General features: G+C 42.5%; 12 protein-coding genes. 11 read left to right on the top strand and 1 reads right to left on the bottom strand.

Features of this window, described 5'->3' with window-relative positions:
* Window positions 1-15: 15 nt before the first annotated feature.
* Genes sufD through sufB form a run of 4 tightly spaced genes read left to right on the top strand, consistent with a single transcriptional unit; the run spans window position 16 to window position 4,405 of the window.
* On the top strand, window positions 16-1,278 hold the full coding sequence (gene sufD / locus HMPREF9378_RS03660; RefSeq protein WP_002902438.1) for a Fe-S cluster assembly protein SufD: 1,263 nt from the start codon (window positions 16-18) through the stop codon (window positions 1,276-1,278).
* 40 nt (window positions 1,279-1,318) lie between these two features.
* Complete coding sequence (locus HMPREF9378_RS03665; RefSeq protein WP_002902440.1) at window positions 1,319-2,551, top strand: cysteine desulfurase; 1,233 nt, start codon at window positions 1,319-1,321, stop codon at window positions 2,549-2,551.
* Window positions 2,538-2,975 (top strand): Fe-S cluster assembly sulfur transfer protein SufU, encoded by a 438-nt coding sequence (gene sufU / locus HMPREF9378_RS03670; protein ID WP_002902442.1) that lies wholly within the window; start codon window positions 2,538-2,540, stop codon window positions 2,973-2,975. Before HMPREF9378_RS03665 ends, sufU begins: the two co-directional genes overlap by 14 nt.
* Before the next feature lie 17 nt (window positions 2,976-2,992).
* Entirely contained in the window at window positions 2,993-4,405 is a 1,413-nt protein-coding gene (gene sufB, locus HMPREF9378_RS03675; RefSeq protein ID WP_002893631.1) for a Fe-S cluster assembly protein SufB, read from the top strand.
* A 139-nt stretch (window positions 4,406-4,544) separates the two neighbouring features.
* Here the strand turns inward: sufB and pbp3 are convergent, their stop codons facing one another.
* On the bottom strand, window positions 4,545-5,813 hold the full coding sequence (gene pbp3 / locus HMPREF9378_RS03680; RefSeq protein ID WP_002913960.1) for a D-alanyl-D-alanine carboxypeptidase PBP3: 1,269 nt from the start codon (window positions 5,811-5,813) through the stop codon (window positions 4,545-4,547).
* 292 nt (window positions 5,814-6,105) lie between these two features.
* On the opposite strand from pbp3, the gene HMPREF9378_RS03685 reads away from it, so the two are divergent.
* The 7 genes from HMPREF9378_RS03685 to HMPREF9378_RS03715 all read left to right on the top strand — a co-directional run bounded on the left by HMPREF9378_RS03685 (window position 6,106) and on the right by HMPREF9378_RS03715 (window position 16,925).
* The gene (locus HMPREF9378_RS03685) at window positions 6,106-8,061 is read left to right on the top strand and encodes a peptide ABC transporter substrate-binding protein (protein WP_032908236.1); all 1,956 of its coding nucleotides are present in this window, start codon (window positions 6,106-6,108) and stop codon (window positions 8,059-8,061) included.
* 175 nt (window positions 8,062-8,236) lie between these two features.
* On the top strand, window positions 8,237-10,207 hold the full coding sequence (locus tag HMPREF9378_RS03690) for a peptide ABC transporter substrate-binding protein (protein ID WP_002913958.1): 1,971 nt from the start codon (window positions 8,237-8,239) through the stop codon (window positions 10,205-10,207).
* Between the two features lie 232 nt (window positions 10,208-10,439).
* Complete coding sequence (locus HMPREF9378_RS03695; RefSeq protein ID WP_002908884.1) at window positions 10,440-12,425, top strand: peptide ABC transporter substrate-binding protein; 1,986 nt, start codon at window positions 10,440-10,442, stop codon at window positions 12,423-12,425.
* Window positions 12,426-12,489: 64 nt separating this feature from the next.
* On the top strand, window positions 12,490-13,986 hold the full coding sequence (locus tag HMPREF9378_RS03700) for an ABC transporter permease (protein WP_002913957.1): 1,497 nt from the start codon (window positions 12,490-12,492) through the stop codon (window positions 13,984-13,986).
* Window positions 13,986-14,912: an oligopeptide ABC transporter permease OppC gene (gene oppC / locus HMPREF9378_RS03705; protein ID WP_002898857.1), complete on the top strand. Its 927-nt coding sequence runs from the start codon at window positions 13,986-13,988 to the stop codon at window positions 14,910-14,912. The genes HMPREF9378_RS03700 and oppC overlap by 1 nt, the downstream gene beginning before the upstream one ends.
* 8 nt (window positions 14,913-14,920) lie before the next feature.
* On the top strand, window positions 14,921-15,988 hold the full coding sequence (locus HMPREF9378_RS03710; RefSeq protein WP_002902455.1) for an ABC transporter ATP-binding protein: 1,068 nt from the start codon (window positions 14,921-14,923) through the stop codon (window positions 15,986-15,988).
* A gap of 10 nt (window positions 15,989-15,998) precedes the next feature.
* Window positions 15,999-16,925: an ATP-binding cassette domain-containing protein gene (locus tag HMPREF9378_RS03715; protein ID WP_002901220.1), complete on the top strand. Its 927-nt coding sequence runs from the start codon at window positions 15,999-16,001 to the stop codon at window positions 16,923-16,925.
* Window positions 16,926-17,047 lie beyond the last annotated feature (122 nt).

The following is a 17,047-nucleotide window of genomic DNA, read 5'->3' as shown; positions in this document are numbered from 1 at the left end:
AGATAGGAGAATGACATGACTAAAGAATTAATTCAAGAATTTTCACAACTACATGCAGAGCCAGACTGGCTCTTTCAACTGCGCCAGCAGGCCTTTGATAAAATTGACCAGTTAGAATTGCCGCGTATTGAGCGGGTTAAATTTCACCGCTGGAATCTGGGGGACGGCCGTATTTCAGAGAGTGAGCCATTGACAAGTGTTCCAGACTTTACAGCTCTAGAAGACAATCTCAAGCTTGTCCAAGTGGGAACTCATACTGTTCTGGAGCAATTGCCAGCTGACTTGGCAGCGCAAGGTGTGATCTTCACAGATTTCCACACAGCTTTGGAAGAGATACCAGAGCTGGTAGAGAAGCATTTTATGTCCGCAGTTAAGTATGACGAGGATAAATTGGCAGCTTACCACACTGCCTATTTCAACAGCGGTGCAGTTCTTTATGTGCCGGACAATGTTGAGATTGACCAGCCAATTGAAGGAATTTTTTATCAGGACAGCGAAAGCGATGTTCCTTTTAACAAGCATATTTTGATTATCGCGGGCAAACATTCCAAGGTTAACTACTTGGAACGCTTGGAAACTTACGGCGAGGGCTCTGTTCCCGTAACAGCCAATATCACTGTCGAAGTTATTGCTCAGGCTGGAGCTCAGATTAAGTTTTCAGCTATTGATCGTTTGGGCGAAAATGTAACGGCTTATATCAGTCGCCGTGGTAAGCTGGATAATGATGCTATGATTGACTGGGCTATCGGCGTTATGAACGAAGGCAATGTCGTAGCGGACTTTGATAGTGACCTCTATGGCAAGGGGAGCCATGCGGATATGAAGGTGGTGGCTCTCTCAAGCGGTAAGCAGGTTCAAGGGATTGATACCCGCGTAACTAACTATGGCTGCAATTCTATTGGAAATATCCTGCAGCACGGGGTTATCCTAGAAAAAGGAACCTTGACCTTCAATGGTATCGGACATATTATCAAAGGGGCTAAGGGAGCAGATGCCCAGCAGGAAAGCCGAGTTCTCATGCTGTCTGATCAAGCGCGCTCAGATGCTAATCCAATCCTCTTGATTGATGAAAACGATGTGACAGCTGGTCACGCAGCTTCTATCGGTCAGGTAGATCCAGAAGATATGTATTATCTCATGAGTCGGGGTCTTGATAAGGCGACGGCTGAACGCTTGGTCGTGCGCGGCTTCTTGGGCTCAGTGATTGTGGAAATCCCTGTTAAAGAAGTTCGTGATGAAATGATTGAAAATATCGATATTATTCTCGCAAAAAGATAAAAAGCTGGGCCTTGTCCCGTATAAGTAGATAGGAGTCTTCATGTCCATGTTTAATGCAGAAGCAATCAAGCAAGATTTTCCCATTTTGGACCAAATTGTCAATGATGAGCCTTTGGTTTATTTGGACAATGCGGCGACAACCCAGAAACCCAAGCAGGTGCTGGCAGCGATTGAAAACTACTATCTTAGAGACAATGCCAATGTCCACCGCGGTGTGCATACGCTAGCCGAGCGGGCGACAGCAGCCTATGAAGCAGCCAGGGAAAGAGTTTGTTCTTTTATCAATGCGGCTTCTAGTAGAGAAGTCCTCTTTACGCGAGGAACCACGACGGGACTTAACTGGGTGGCTCAGTTTGCGACTGAAAGGTTGCAGCCTGGTGATGAAGTGCTGATTTCTATCATGGAGCACCATTCCAATATCATTCCTTGGCAGGAAGCTTGTAGGAAGACTGGAGCCAAGTTGGTCTATGTCTATCTCAAAGACGGTGCTCTGGATATGGAAGATTTCCGTGCCAAACTCAATGAGCGAACCAAGTTTGTCTCTCTGGCTCATGCTTCTAACGTCCTTGGAGTTATCAATCCCATCAAGGAGATTGCCCAACTGGTTCATCAGCGAGGAGCACTTTTGGTGGTGGATGGAGCTCAATCCATTCCGCACATGAAGATTGATGTGCAGGATTTGGATGCGGACTTTTTCGCCTTTTCGGGACATAAGATGGCTGGGCCGACTGGTATCGGGGTTCTCTATGGCAAGGAAGAGCTGCTAGAGCAGATGTCGCCAGTTGAGTTCGGCGGCGAAATGATTGATTTCGTCTATGAACAGGAAGCGACCTGGAAGGAGCTTCCTTGGAAGTTTGAGGCCGGCACTCCAAATATGGCAGGAGCAATCGGTCTTGCGGCGGCTATTGATTATTTGGAAGACTTGGGTATGGATGCCATTGCCCAGCATGAGCAGGACCTGATTGCCTACGTATTTCCTAAGCTGCAGGCAGTGGAAGGTTTGACCATTTATGGCTCTCAGGATTTGGCCCAGCGATCAGGTGTGATTGCCTTTAATCTGGAGGGGCTTCATCCGCATGATGTCGCGACGGCTCTGGACTACGAAGGAGTGGCTGTTCGGGCGGGGCACCATTGTGCCCAGCCTTTGCTCACCTATCTGCAGGTGCCAGCGACTGTGCGGGCTAGCTTCTATATCTATAATACATATGCAGATTGTGACAAGCTGGTAGATGCTTTAGAAAAGACAAAGGAGTTTTTCAATGGCGCTTTCTAAGTTAGACAGTCTTTACAAGGCGGTTGTGACCGACCACTCGGCTCACCCCCATCATCATGGGAAACTGGAAGATGTGGAGCAGGTAGTTCTCAATAATCCGACATGTGGTGATGTTATCAGCTTGTCTGTGAAGTTTAATGCTGAAAATCAGATTGAAGATATTGCCTTTGTTAATTCCGGCTGTACCATCTCAACGGCTTCGGCCAGCATGATGACTGATGCGGTTCTAGGCAAGACAAAAGAGCAGGCGCTGGAATTAGCAGAAGTTTTCTCGCAGATGGTTCAGGGCCAGGAAGACAGTCGCCAGAAAGAATTGGGCGATGGCGCCTTTTTAGCAGGTGTTGCCAAATTCCCGCAGCGAATTAAGTGTGCGACCTTGGGTTGGAATGCCCTCAAGCGAGCAATTGAAGAAGATAAAAAGTAAGAATGTGAAAGGAAATTATGTCAGAAGAAAGAGTAGAACCAAAACCGATTGATCTCGGTGAATACAAGTTTGGTTTCCATGACGATGTTGAACCTGTCCTCTCAACAGGGAAAGGGCTGAATGAAGCGGTCATTCGTGAGCTTTCTGCAGCCAAGGATGAACCAGAATGGATGCTGGATTTCCGCCTCAAATCCTACGAGGCTTTCAAAAAGATGCCGATGCAGACTTGGGGGCCGGATTTGTCGGAAATTAATTTTGATGACTTGATTTATTACCAAAAGGCCTCTGATAAGCCTGCTAGAAGCTGGGATGAAGTGCCTGAGAAGATTAAGGAAACCTTTGAGAAAATTGGGATTCCAGAAGCGGAGCGGGCCTACCTGGCTGGTGCGGCTGCCCAGTATGAGTCAGAAGTGGTCTACCACAATATGAAGGAAGAGTTCCAAAAGCTAGGAATCGTCTTTACGGATACCGACTCAGCCCTTAAGGAATACCCAGAGCTCTTCAAACAGTATTTTGCTAAGCTGGTTCCTCCGACAGATAATAAGCTAGCAGCTCTTAACTCCGCCGTCTGGTCTGGTGGTACCTTCATCTATGTGCCAAAAGGTGTCAAGGTAGATGTTCCCTTGCAGACTTATTTCCGGATTAACAATGAAAATTCTGGTCAGTTTGAGCGGACTTTGATCATCGTCGATGAGGGCGCTAGCGTCCATTATGTTGAAGGATGTACAGCTCCGACTTATTCCAGCAATAGCTTGCATGCTGCGATTGTTGAAATTTTTGCCCTTGATGGTGCCTATATGCGCTACACCACTATTCAAAACTGGTCCGATAATGTCTACAACCTCGTGACCAAGCGGGCGCGGGCCATGAAAGATGCGACGGTTGAGTGGATTGACGGGAACCTTGGTGCAAAAACAACTATGAAGTATCCGTCTGTCTATCTGGACGGACCTGGAGCGCGTGGAACCATGCTTTCTATTGCCTTTGCCAATACCAATCAGCACCAAGATACAGGTGCTAAGATGATTCACAATGCTCCTCATACCAGCTCATCTATCGTGTCTAAGTCTATTGCTAAGGGCGGTGGTAAGGTGGATTACCGCGGTCAAGTGACCTTTGGAAAGAATTCACAGAAATCCGTCAGCCATATTGAGTGCGATACGATTATCATGGACGATATTTCAGCGTCAGATACCATTCCCTTTAATGAAATTCATAACTCTCAGGTGGCTCTGGAGCATGAGGCTAAGGTTTCTAAGATTTCAGAAGAACAACTCTACTATCTCATGAGCCGTGGCTTGTCCGAATCCGAAGCCACCGAAATGATTGTCATGGGCTTTGTCGAACCTTTCACCAAAGAACTGCCTATGGAGTATGCTGTTGAGCTTAACCGCTTGATCAGCTACGAAATGGAAGGATCAGTTGGGTAAAGCTTCGTCTAAGCGAAATTTTGAATCACTGCTTGAAGACACGCATTGTGAGTTAATATTCAAAGATGTTTGCTAGCTCTAGTCCAACATTTAGAAAACATACAAAACAACCGCGAATCATTTGATTCGCGGCTTTTCTTTATAATTTCTCGTTGACATAGCGGACGAAGTCATTCCACCAGACCTTGAAGAAGATACTTTTTTCTACCTCTTGACCTGCCACCATCGTGACAGAAGGTGCTTTATTTTCTAGATAGCCTTGGCCGATCGGTTCAGGGTCGGTATAGGTCAGGGTACCAAGTTCAGTATTTTTTTTCAGCGGAGCTTGGAAGCCTTTTTCGTTGGTTGAAAATTCTACCTTGTGCTCAGCCTGATTGGCGATGCGCTCAATGATGGTGAAATCCTTGCTGGCAACGGCTGGAACGGTCTTTTGCTTGCCGTCAATAACGGTTGACTTGCTTTTATTGTAGGCCTCCCCCTCAGCCACAATGGTCGTCTGGGTGAAGTTTTGCGAAACATAGTTCATCAAAGATGCTGTGGCTACAAAGCGTGCGTAGGGGTCGCCGTCAGTTTGATCAACGTCCAGCACAACAGTAATCATGCGGATGCCATTTTCAGTAGTCGTCGCAACAAAGGAAGATCCTCCCTTATCCGAACTGCCGGCTTTAAGTCCGTCTACACCTGAGCGGAAGTTGGACTGGTTTTCCAGCATGAAGTTATAATTTTCCAGACTCGTCCCCGCAATTTTGGCTGTGGACTTGGAAGTGATCTCTGTCACTTGAGGGAAGTCCATAATCAGATGCCGGCTGATAACAGCCAAGTCGTAGGCACTGAATTTATTTTCAGTGTCCTTGCTTTTTTTAAATGTGCTAGCTGAGGCGCTATACTCTGTTTCTTCAGTTGCGTATTCTAGAAGAAGAGTATTCAGCCCTGTGGAGTTCACAATAGTAGCATCTTTGATTCCCCATTCTTTAAGCTTAGCCTTCATCATTTGGACGAAATTTTCTTCGCTGCCCCCAACCTTCTCAGCCAAAGCAATCGTGGCACTGTTGGAGCTGGACATCAAGGAAGCGGCAATCAAGTCCTTGACTTTGTAACGTTTGGCTTCCAAAGGGACATTGCTGATATTTGGATTAGATGTCAGATTGTAAGCATAGTCTGAAATATCAACATAAGTATCGGCAGTCAAGTCTCCTCTGTCAATGGCTTCGTAGACCAGATAGACGGTCAAAAGATTGGTGATGGAGCCGACTTCGATTGGAGTATTAGCATCTTTTTCGTAGAGAATCTTTCCAGAAGTAGCGTCCACAGCCATTGCACTCTTAGCGGCAATGTTGAAATCATCTGCTGCAACCTTGCTGGCGGTCATTCCGACCAAAACTAGTAAACATAGGAATAATCGTTTCATTTCTTTCCCCTAAAACAAGATATAACCATTGTATCATAAAATTCTCTTTTCTTTTATAAATCAAGGATAATAAAAGATTACAAGATAAATGTAGAGAAAAGTAGAGCAATCTCCTTTAAGAGATTTTTTATAAAAGCATCTTTCGGAAAAACTCACAAAATAGAAAAATATTTGAAATAATACAGATATACAAGCTGAAAAATAGAAAATTATTATTTTTCTACATAAAGCATTTGTTTTTATAAAAAAATATTGTATAATAATACAATATAAATTGAGAAGGAGAATGCTCATGAAAAAATCAAAATGGTTGGCCATTGCTGGACTAACAGTCGTGTCAACACTAATCTTAGCTGCTTGTGGAAATTCCAACGCAAGCAATACCTATTCTTATGTCTATTCGAATGACCCTGATACTTTGGACTATGTCAATTCAAATCGAGCTACTACTTCTGATGTTATTGCAAACTTGGTGGATGGCCTTTTAGAAAATGATGAATATGGCAATCTGGTTCCATCTATTGCGGAAGACTGGACTGTTTCAAAGGACGGTCTGACCTATACCTATAAGCTTCGCAAAGATGCTAAATGGTATACATCAGACGGTGAAGAATACTCAGAGGTTAAAGCTCAAGACTTTGTAACTGGTTTGAAGCATGCAGCAGATGAAAAATCAGAAGCTCTTCCAATTGTCCAAAGCTCTATCAAAGGCTTGGATGCCTATGTCAAGGGTGAGTCAAATGACTTTTCAACCGTCGGTGTCAAGGCTGTCGATGACTATACGGTTGAGTATACTCTTAACCAGCCAGAAAGTTATTGGAACTCTAAAACTACTATGGGGATTCTGTTCCCAATCAATGAGGATTTCTTAAAGTCACAAGGCAAAGATTTTGGTACTGTAAAACCTTCCTCTATTCTTTATAATGGCCCTTATGTTCTGAAAGCATTCACTTCTAAGTCTGTCATTGAATATGCTAAAAACCAGAACTACTGGGATAAGGACAATGTCAAGATTGAAAATGTGAAGCTGACTTACTATGATGGTTCTGACCAAGAAGCTTTGATTCGTAACTTCTCAGATGGAGCCTACTCTCAAGCGCGACTTTATCCGACAAGTTCTAACTACGCTTCTGTAGAAAAACAATACAAAGATAATATTATCTTCTCACCGCAGAATTCAACTAGTTTCTATTTTGCTTTCAATCTGAATCGTAAGACTTATAATCATTCGTCTAAGACATCAGATGCTCAAAAGGCATCAACTACAGCTGCTATTCAAAATAAAGACTTCCGTCAGGCAATCAACTTTGCCTTTGACCGGACATCTTTTGGAGCTCAGATGAATGGTAAAGATGGGGCGACTAAACTCATCCGTAGCTTACTTGTTCCTCCTAGCTTCGTGCAGGTTGATGGCAAAGACTTTTCAGATGTAGTAGAGAGCAAACTTCCTACATACGGTGATGAGTGGAGCGGTGTCAAACTGACAGATGCCCAAGACAGCATCTACAATGCTGACAAGGCCAAGGCTGAGTTTGCTAAGGCTAAGGAAGCCTTGCAAGCAGAAGGTGTTGAATTCCCGATTCATATCGATATCCCTGTGGATCAGACTGACAAAGTCTTAGTGCAGCGGACTAACTCTTTCAAACAGTCTGTTGAAGCAGCACTCGGTCAGGACAATGTCGTCATTGATGTTCAGCAAATGTCTACAGATGACTTTGATAACTCTGCCTACTTTGCAGAAACAGCAGCTCAGAAGGACTACGACCTCAACATGTCTGGTTGGTCAGCAGACTACCAAGATCCATCAACTTATCTGAATATTTTCAACCCAGAAACGGGTGACGCTACAGATAATATTGGTTTAGAAAAAGGGAAAAATGCTGATGTTGCAAATAAAGTTGGCTTGAACGAATACAAAGAGTTATTGGATGAGGCTGATAAGGAAAAACAAGATACCAATGCTCGTTATACTAAATACGCAGCAGCTCAGGCTTGGCTGACAGATAGCTCCATTGTTATTCCCGGTGTTTCTGGCGGTGGTTCACCAGTTGTTCAAAAGGTCGTGCCATTTACCAAGTCTTACTCTTATGTCGGAATCAAAGGAGATGTCTATGTCTTTAAGAACATGGAACTCCAAAATGATATTGTGACGGCCAAAGACTACGAAGCTGCTCTTAAGAAATGGGAAAAAGAAAAGGAAGCATCCAATAAAAAAGCCCAAGAAGAGCTAGAAAAACATATCAAATAAGATTCTGAACAGCAAAAGTTTGACACTTTATTAGCTGTCTTGAATCAAGTTGTTAAGTTGAGAGAACATTTTTGTTCTCTCTTTTTTATATCGGCCTCCATTACATTGAAGCGTTTACATCCTGTCGCAGAAGTGCTATAATGAAAGTAATCTTAATGAAAACTGGAGGAAGTTTATGAAAACATCTAAGTTAGCTGCAGCTGCTGGGCTTGTCATTCTCTCTGCAGGTGTTTTGGCTGCATGTTCGTTTGGTGGCTCCAATTCATCTGGGAAAAACTATAGCTATGTTTATACGGCAGATCCAGATACGCTGGATTACACTGTGTCCAATAAGCGGGCAACCAATGAGATTATGGCTAATGTAGTGGATGGTTTGCTAGAAAGCGATAAGTATGGTAACTTAGTGCCTTCTCTAGCGGAAGATTGGACCGTTTCAAAGGATGGTCTGACCTATACTTATAAGCTTCGTAAGGGAGTGAAGTGGTATACTTCTGATGGTGAAGAGTATGCAGATGTGACTGCTAAGGACTTTGTGACCAGTCTGAAGCATGCTGCTGACAGCAAGTCTGATGGTCTCTATATCGTTCAAAAATCTGTTAAAGGCTTGGACGACTATGTCAATGGTAAAATAACTGACTTCTCCCAAGTTGGTGTCAAGGCGGTGGATGATTCTACTGTTCAATACACTTTGAATCAGCCAGAAAGTTTCTGGAATTCTAAGACAACCATGGGAATTCTTTTCCCAATTAACGAAGAATTTCTGAAATCAAAAGGTGACAAGTTTGCTCAGGGAACGGATCCGACCAGTGTCCTCTACAACGGTCCGTTTATCTTGAAATCTATAACTTCGAAATCTCAAATTAGCTTAGAGAAGAACCCAAACTATTGGGATAAGGAAAAGGTAAAAATTGATACAGTCAAATTCTCTTACTATGATGGTCAAGATACAGAATCTCTGGTGCGTGGCTTTTCTGATGGCAACTACACCATTGCTCGTCTTTTCCCAAATAGCTCCAACTTTGCCAGTGTGAAGAAACAGTATGGCGATAATATCGTCTACACTCCTCAAGGTTCAGGAACCTTCTTTGTTACAACTAATATTGATCGTCAGTCTTACGAGCATACTTCTAAGACAACGGATGCACAGAAGTCTTCCACTAAGAAAGCACTGCTCAATAAAGATTTCCGTCAGGCTCTGCTTTTTGCCTTTGACCGGACTGCCTATTCTGCACAAACCAATGGCGAAGAAGCAGCAGACAAGCAGCTTCGTAATACCTTTGTTCCGCCAACCTTTGTTCAAGCTAATGGGAAAGAGTTCGGCAGCATTGTAGAAGAAAATCTAGCTAGTTACGGTGATGAGTGGAAGGGAGTCAAATTAGACGACGCTCAGGATGGCTTTTATAATCCAGAAAAAGCTAAGGCAGAATTTGCCAAAGCTAAGGAAGCGCTGCAGGCAGAAGGAGTGGAATTCCCTATTCATCTGGATATTCCGGTCAGCTCAGCAGATACCAATGGCGTTAAGAGTGTTCAGTCACTGAAGCAGTCTATTGAAGCTAATCTTGGCTCTGACAATGTAGTGATTGATATTCAGCAAATGACAGATGATGAGTTGAATAATATCACCTACTTTGCTACCTCTGCATCCCAAGAAGACTGGGATTTGAATAATAATCTTGGCTGGAGTCCAGATTATAACGATCCATCTTCTTATCTGGAAATCACTGGCTCTAAGACTGGTGAGAATGTTGACAGCTACTTTGGTTTTGACCCTGGAACAGATAATGCAGCAGCTAAAGAGGCTGGCTTTGAAGAGTATGATAAACTCTTGGAAGACGCTGCTTCAGAAAACGAGGATATTAACAAACGTTACGAAAAATATGCTGCAGCTCAGGCTTGGCTGACAGACAGTGCCCTGTTGATGCCGGCATGGTCATCTGGTGCAACACCAAGTGTCCGTAAGGTTGTTCCATTCTCAGGACCATTTGCTTGGACTGGAAACAAGGGTGAATACAGCTTTAAATATGTTGAAATCCAAGATAAACCAATAACGACTAAAGAATATGAAAAAGCGCGTGAAAAATGGGCAAAAGAAAAGGAAGAATCCAATAAAAAAGCTCAAAAAGAACTCGCAGAACATATCAAATAAAGCAAGAAAATCCCATTGTAGCTACAGTGGGATTTTTGATGATTTTGAAGACGAAATGGACGAGGTTGAGCTTGTCTAGTCCTAGATAATCAACATCCGAGAAAACCAATTGCATAAACATCTTAGGGTGTTAGTGAGCTAACTTAATATTCTGAAAATTTATTTTACTTTTAGTACTATCTATGCTATAATCTTAATTAAATCTAAAAATCTAAAAGATGGAGAAACCCATATGAAACAAAGCAAAGTCCTTGCGCTAGCAGGAGTCACTCTTCTTGCAGCTGGCTTTCTTGCTGCTTGCTCTGGCTCTAAGCCAAACACAAAGTCAGGCAGCTCAGACTCTTCAAACACCTTTAATTATATCTACGAGACAGATCCTGAAAACTTGAACTATCTCACTTCAAGTAAAGCTGCTACAACAGACTTGACTGCCAATGTCATTGACGGTCTTTTAGAAAACGACCAATATGGAAACTTAGTTCCTTCAATGGCAGAGGAATGGACTGTATCCCCAGATGGGAAAACCTATACTTATAAGCTTCGCAAAGACGCTAAGTGGTATACTTCCGAAGGTGAAGAGTACGCAGATGTGACAGCAGAAGACTTTGTTACAGGTCTTAAGTATGCGGCAGACAATAAATCTGAAACAATCTACTTGGTTCAGGATTCTGTCAAAGGGCTTAAGGACTATATTTCTGGGAAGATTGATTTCTCAGAAGTAGGGATTAAAGCAGTCGATGATCATACCGTTGAGTATACTCTTAATGAGCCAGAAAGCTTCTGGAACTCTAAGACTACAATGGGAATTCTCTACCCAGTAAACAAAGACTTTTTGAAAAACCAAGGCGATAAGTTCGCTCAAGCAACGGATCCAACAAGTTTGCTTTACAACGGACCTTTCTTGCTTAAATCATTGACTTCAAAATCTGAAATCCAGTTTGAAAAGAATCCTAATTATTGGGACAAAGAAAATGTTCACGTAGATGCAGTTAAACTCTCTTTCTATGATGGACAAGATCAAGGGAAACTAGCTGATCAGTTCAGTCAAGGAGCTCTGACAACAGCCAGACTCTTCCCAACTAGTGCGACTTATGAAAAGGTTGAAAAAGACTTTAAAGATAATATCGTCTATACACCTCAGGATGCCTCAACTTTCTTAGTAGGTACTAACATTGATCGCCAGTCTTACAACCATACTGCTAAGACATCAGAAGCTCAAAAGAATTCAACTAAGAAAGCCTTACTTAACAAGGACTTTCGTCAGGCTTTGACCTTTGCCTTCAATCGTGAGTCTTATGCATCTCAGATTAATGGTAAGGACGGAGCGGACAAACTTCTTCGTAACCTTTACATCCCACCTACATTTGTGCAAGCTGGTGACAAATCCTTCGGTGACTTAGTTAAGGAAAAAGTAGTAACTTATGGCGACGAGTGGAAAGATGTGGACTTCTCAGATGGCCAAGATGGTCTCTATAACGAGAACAAAGCAAAGGCTGAATTTGCTAAAGCAAAAGAAGCTTTGAAAGCCGATGGAGTAGAATTCCCAATCCATCTGGACATTCCGGTTGATCAAACAGCTACTTCTAAAGTACAGCGTGTTCAATCCCTCAAGCAGTCTATCGAAAAGACTTTGGGAACAGATAATGTTGTGATTGATGTTCACCAGTTGTCTAAGGATGAAGTGACTAACATTACCTTATTTGCACCTTCTGCTGCTGAAGAGGACTGGGATATTTCAGATAATGTCGGCTGGTCTCCAGACTATCAAGATCCATCTACCTATCTTGATGTTATCAAACCTGGTGGTGAAAACACCAAGACCTTCTTAGGATTTGATGGCACAGATAATGCAGCAGCGAAACAAGTTGGTTTGGATGAATATACCAAGCTGGTTGACGAAGCGGGTGCAGAAAAGCAAGATTTGAACAAGCGTTATGAAAAATATGCGGCTGCTCAGGCTTGGCTGACTGATAGTGCTTTGTTGATTCCGGTAACTTCTAGAACAGGCCGTCCAACCTTGACTAAGGTAGTGCCTTTCTCAGCACCGTTTGCTTGGTCTGGTGCTAAGGCGCGTGAAGCAGCAAGTTATAAGTACATGAAATTGCAGGATGAGCCTGTAACGACAAAAGATTATAATAGCGCTCAGGAAAAATGGAATAAAGAACGTGCGGAATCTAATAAAAAAGCTCAAGAAGAATTAGCAGACCACGTGAAATAAGCTTGCTAAGAGAACTTTCTCTAATAGAGGAGAAAGTTCTTTTGGAATTTAAAGGAAACGATAAATGAAAAAATATATTTTTATGCGTATCTTACGCTCAATTGTGTCGATTTTCTTGGTGACGACCCTGACTTATGCCATTATCTATACTATGGTGCCAAGAAGGTTGATTTTCAAGCAGGATCCTAACTATAATAAGATAGCGACAAATAAAGATAAAAAGACTAACTATGAAAACACCATCTTTGAGCGGATGGGTTACATTGACTATTATGATACTAAGGAACTGCAGGAGAAGGCCAGCAAGGAAGATTCCTCTGTTACAACAGAAGCTACAGAAGCAAACAAGAAGATTTATCAGAAGTATATTAATAAACTTGGCAATGGCTGGAAATTGCAGAAATTCCCACTAAGTGGTGAGTTCTATGCTGTACGTGAAGGGCCTGTTTATGAGCGTGTCTTTGAGTTCTATGCTAATTTGATTCAAATTGACCATCCAAATGTTATTCAAGATGAGGAAAATCCAAACCTAGAGCGTTATATCCGGTTTGAAAATGATCCTTCTGTTGGCTGGTCTCTTGTGGGTTCTGGTACCAAGCATAAGTATCTGCTGTACTTTAATGGTCAGTTCCCATTTGTCCACCAGAACTTTATTACCTTTAATTTAGGTAATTCTTATCCAACCTATGCTAATATCCCTGTTCTGCAGGTTATTACACAGGGACAAGGGCAAACTAAGTCTTCTGAAGTTCAATTCCCAACAGGTAAAAAGACATCGTCTGTTAATATTTATTCTCGTACTTACAAGACGCCAAGCAAAGCCGATTCACAGGACATTGCTAAGTTTGGTAAGGGAGATGCCTATACAGCGACTCAAAGCAACTATCAAAATCCATCCATGATTACCAGCTCAGCCATTATTGGTTTGATTGGTGTGGCTCTGTCTTATCTGATTGCTATTCCGCTCGGTTCCTACATGGCTCGACTTAAGAATACATGGTTTGATAGCATTTCCACAGCAGGTTTGACCTTCATGATGTCACTGCCAACCATCGCCTTGGTCTACATCGTTCGTTTGGCGGGGTCTGCTGTTGGTCTTCCAGACTCCTTCCCAATCTTGGGAGCAGGAGATTGGCGTTCTTATGTCCTTCCAGCTGTTATTTTAGGGCTTTTGAGTGCTCCTTGGACAGCTGTTTGGATTCGTCGTTATATGATTGACCTGCAGTCTCAGGACTTTGTCCGCTTTGCACGTGCTAAGGGTCTCTCTGAAAAAGAAATTTCTAACAAGCACATCTTTAAAAACGCTATGGTGCCGCTGGTATCTAGTATCCCAGCTTCTATCGTTGGTGTTATTGCAGGTGCGACTCTGACAGAAACTGTCTTTGCCTTTCCTGGTATGGGTAAGATGCTGATTGATTCTGTTAAGGCATCCAATAACTCTATGGTTGTTGGTCTTGTATTCATCTTCACATGTCTGTCTATCTTTGCTCTCTTGCTGGGTGACATTCTGATGACAGTACTGGATCCACGTATTAAGTTAACATCAAAAGGAGGTAAATAATGGCTACAATTGATAAAAGCAAATTCCAATTTGTCAAACGTGACGATTTTGCCTCTGAAACGATTGATGCTCCAGCCTATTCTTACTGGAAATCAGTCATGCGTCAATTTCTGAAAAAGAAATCAACCATTACCATGCTGGGGATTCTGATTGCCATTATTCTCATGAGCTTCATTTATCCTATGTTTTCAAACTTCGACTTTAATGACGTGAGCAAGGTAAATGACTTTAGCATGCGTTATATCAAGCCAAGTGCTCAATACTGGTTTGGAACGGACAGTAATGGTAAGTCTCTCTTTGACGGTGTTTGGTTTGGTGCCCGTAACTCTATTCTTATTTCGATTATTGCGACGGTTATTAATCTGGCTATCGGAGTTATCATTGGCGGTATCTGGGGAATTTCCAAAACAGTTGACCGTGTCATGATGGAAATCTACAATATCATTTCAAATATCCCAGCCCTCTTGATTGTCATCGTCTTGACCTACTCTATCGGTGCTGGTTTCTGGAATCTTATTTTTGCCATGACGATTACTGGTTGGGTCGGTATTGCCTACACTATCCGTGTGCAGATTATGCGCTATCGGGATTTGGAGTACAACCTTGCCTCTCGTACTCTTGGTACACCAACTCTCAAGATTGTAACGAAGAACATTATGCCGCAGTTGGTATCTGTTATCGTGACTACCACTTCACAGATGCTGCCAAGCTTTATCTCTTACGAAGCCTTTCTGTCCTTCTTTGGCTTAGGGCTTCCTGTAACAGTGCCAAGTTTGGGACGCTTGATTTCAGATTATTCACAAAACGTGACGACCAATGCCTACCTCTTTTGGATTCCACTAACAACTCTGATTTTGGTATCCCTTACTTTCTTCGTAGTTGGTCAAAACTTAGCCGACGCCAGCGATCCACGTACACATAGATAGGAGTAAATATGACAAAGAATGAAAATGTAATATTGACTGCTCGCGATATTGTCGTGGAATTTGATGTCCGCGACCGAGTTTTAACAGCCATTCGCGGAGTCTCTCTGGACTTGATTGAAGGTGAAGTACTGGCTATTGTTGGTGAATCAGGCTCAGGAAAGTCTGTATTGACTAAGACTTTTACTGGCATGTTAGAAGAAAACGGCCGTGTAGCTCAAGGAACTATTGACTACCGTGGCAAAGATTTGACAACTCTTCGTAGTAATAAGGATTGGGAGCCGATTCGCGGTGCAAAAATTGCGACTATCTTCCAAGATCCGATGACGAGCTTGGATCCCATTAATACGATTGGAAGCCAAATTACAGAAGTCATAATCAAGCACCAAGGAAAATCAGCCAAAGAAGCTAAAAAAATGGCCATCGATTATATGAGCAAGGTCGGAATTCCAGATGCGGAAAAACGTTTCGAAGAATATCCTTTCCAATACTCAGGTGGTATGCGTCAGCGGATTGTTATTGCTATTGCCTTAGCTTGCCGTCCTGATATTCTTATCTGTGATGAGCCAACAACGGCCCTCGATGTAACGATTCAAGCGCAGATTATTGACTTGCTCAAATCCTTGCAGCAAGAATATCATTTCACAACCATCTTTATTACGCACGACCTTGGTGTTGTGGCTAGTATTGCAGATAAGGTTGCGGTCATGTATGCCGGTGAAATTGTAGAATACGGTACAGTTGAAGAAATCTTCTACGAGCCAAAACATCCTTATACATGGAGTTTGCTATCCAGCTTACCTCAGTTGGCAGATGCGAATGGTGCCCTCTACTCGATTCCTGGTACTCCGCCGTCTCTCTATTCACCGATCAAAGGGGATGCCTTTGCTTTGCGTTCTGACTATGCCATGTCAATTGACTTTGAAGAAGAAGCACCGGCTTTCAAGGTCTCAGATACTCATTGGGCTAAGACTTGGTTGCTGCACGAAGATGCGCCTAAAGTTGATAAACCAGAGATTATCGAAAACCTACATGAAAAAATTCGTTCGAAAATGGGCTTCAATCAATTAGAAGCTTAGGAGGAAGGAAATGACTGAAAAATTAGTTGAAATTAAAGATTTAGAAATTTCCTTCGGCGAAGGAAGTAAGAAATTTGTAGCAGTAAAAAACGCAAATTTCTTCATCAACAAGGGGGAAACTTTCTCTCTTGTAGGAGAATCAGGCTCTGGTAAGACTACTATTGGTCGAGCTATTATCGGCCTTAATGATACCAGTGCAGGTGATATCTTCTACGAAGGCAAAAAGATTAATGGTAAAAAGTCAAAAGCAGAAGAAGCAGACTTGATTCGCAAGATTCAGATGATTTTCCAAGATCCGGCTGCCAGTCTGAATGAACGTGCAACGGTTGACTATATCATATCTGAGGGGCTCTATAATTACCATTTGTTTGATAGTGAAGAAGACCGCCAAAGAAAAGTCAAAAATATCATCAATGAAGTTGGTTTGTTGGCTGAGCATTTAACTCGCTATCCTCACGAATTCTCTGGTGGACAGCGTCAGCGGATTGGGATTGCTCGTGCTCTGGTCATGCAACCAGACTTCGTAATTGCAGATGAGCCGATTTCTGCCTTGGACGTATCTGTTCGGGCTCAGGTTTTGAATCTTTTGAAAAAATTTCAAAAAGAGCTTGGCTTGACCTACCTGTTTATTGCCCATGACCTTTCGGTAGTTCGTTTTATTTCTGATCGTATCGCCGTGATTTACAAAGGTGTCATTGTAGAAGTGGCAGAGACAGAGGAGCTGTTCAACCATCCTGTCCACCCTTATACACAATCTTTGCTCTCAGCTGTTCCAATTCCAGACCCAATCTTGGAGCGTAAAAAAGTGTTGAAGGTCTATGATCCTGACCAGCACGATTATTCAGTTGATAAACCAGAAATGGCAGAGATTCGTCCAGGACATTATGTCTGGGCTAATAAAGCTGAACTCGAAAAGTATAAACAAGAACAAGAATAGAAAAAATGTCCGAAAGGGCATTTTTTGCGCCTTTAAAAGAAAGAATGTAGGTCAATTACCAGCCTCAAAGGTATGTAAAACTATCCACCAATTTAAAAATAATAATTTTTTAAATTTTTTTC

Source organism: Streptococcus sanguinis SK1 = NCTC 7863 (assembly GCF_000194945.1).
GTDB lineage: Bacteria > Bacillota > Bacilli > Lactobacillales > Streptococcaceae > Streptococcus > Streptococcus sanguinis.
This window is presented reverse-complemented; position numbering and strand designations above follow the sequence as displayed.

Bases quoted from the DNA above. Each gene is read 5' to 3' on its own strand.
- sufD (WP_002902438.1), top strand. From the start codon at position 16: ATGACTAAAGAATTAATTCAAGAATTTTCACAACTACATGCAGAGCCA.
- HMPREF9378_RS03665 (WP_002902440.1), top strand. From the start codon at position 1,319: ATGTCCATGTTTAATGCAGAAGCAATCAAGCAAGATTTTCCCATTTTG.
- sufU (WP_002902442.1), top strand. From the start codon at position 2,538: ATGGCGCTTTCTAAGTTAGACAGTCTTTACAAGGCGGTTGTGACCGAC.
- sufB (WP_002893631.1), top strand. From the start codon at position 2,993: ATGTCAGAAGAAAGAGTAGAACCAAAACCGATTGATCTCGGTGAATAC.
- pbp3 (WP_002913960.1), bottom strand. From the start codon at position 5,813: ATGAAACGATTATTCCTATGTTTACTAGTTTTGGTCGGAATGACCGCC.
- HMPREF9378_RS03685 (WP_032908236.1), top strand. From the start codon at position 6,106: ATGAAAAAATCAAAATGGTTGGCCATTGCTGGACTAACAGTCGTGTCA.
- HMPREF9378_RS03690 (WP_002913958.1), top strand. From the start codon at position 8,237: ATGAAAACATCTAAGTTAGCTGCAGCTGCTGGGCTTGTCATTCTCTCT.
- HMPREF9378_RS03695 (WP_002908884.1), top strand. From the start codon at position 10,440: ATGAAACAAAGCAAAGTCCTTGCGCTAGCAGGAGTCACTCTTCTTGCA.
- HMPREF9378_RS03700 (WP_002913957.1), top strand. From the start codon at position 12,490: ATGAAAAAATATATTTTTATGCGTATCTTACGCTCAATTGTGTCGATT.
- oppC (WP_002898857.1), top strand. From the start codon at position 13,986: ATGGCTACAATTGATAAAAGCAAATTCCAATTTGTCAAACGTGACGAT.
- HMPREF9378_RS03710 (WP_002902455.1), top strand. From the start codon at position 14,921: ATGACAAAGAATGAAAATGTAATATTGACTGCTCGCGATATTGTCGTG.
- HMPREF9378_RS03715 (WP_002901220.1), top strand. From the start codon at position 15,999: ATGACTGAAAAATTAGTTGAAATTAAAGATTTAGAAATTTCCTTCGGC.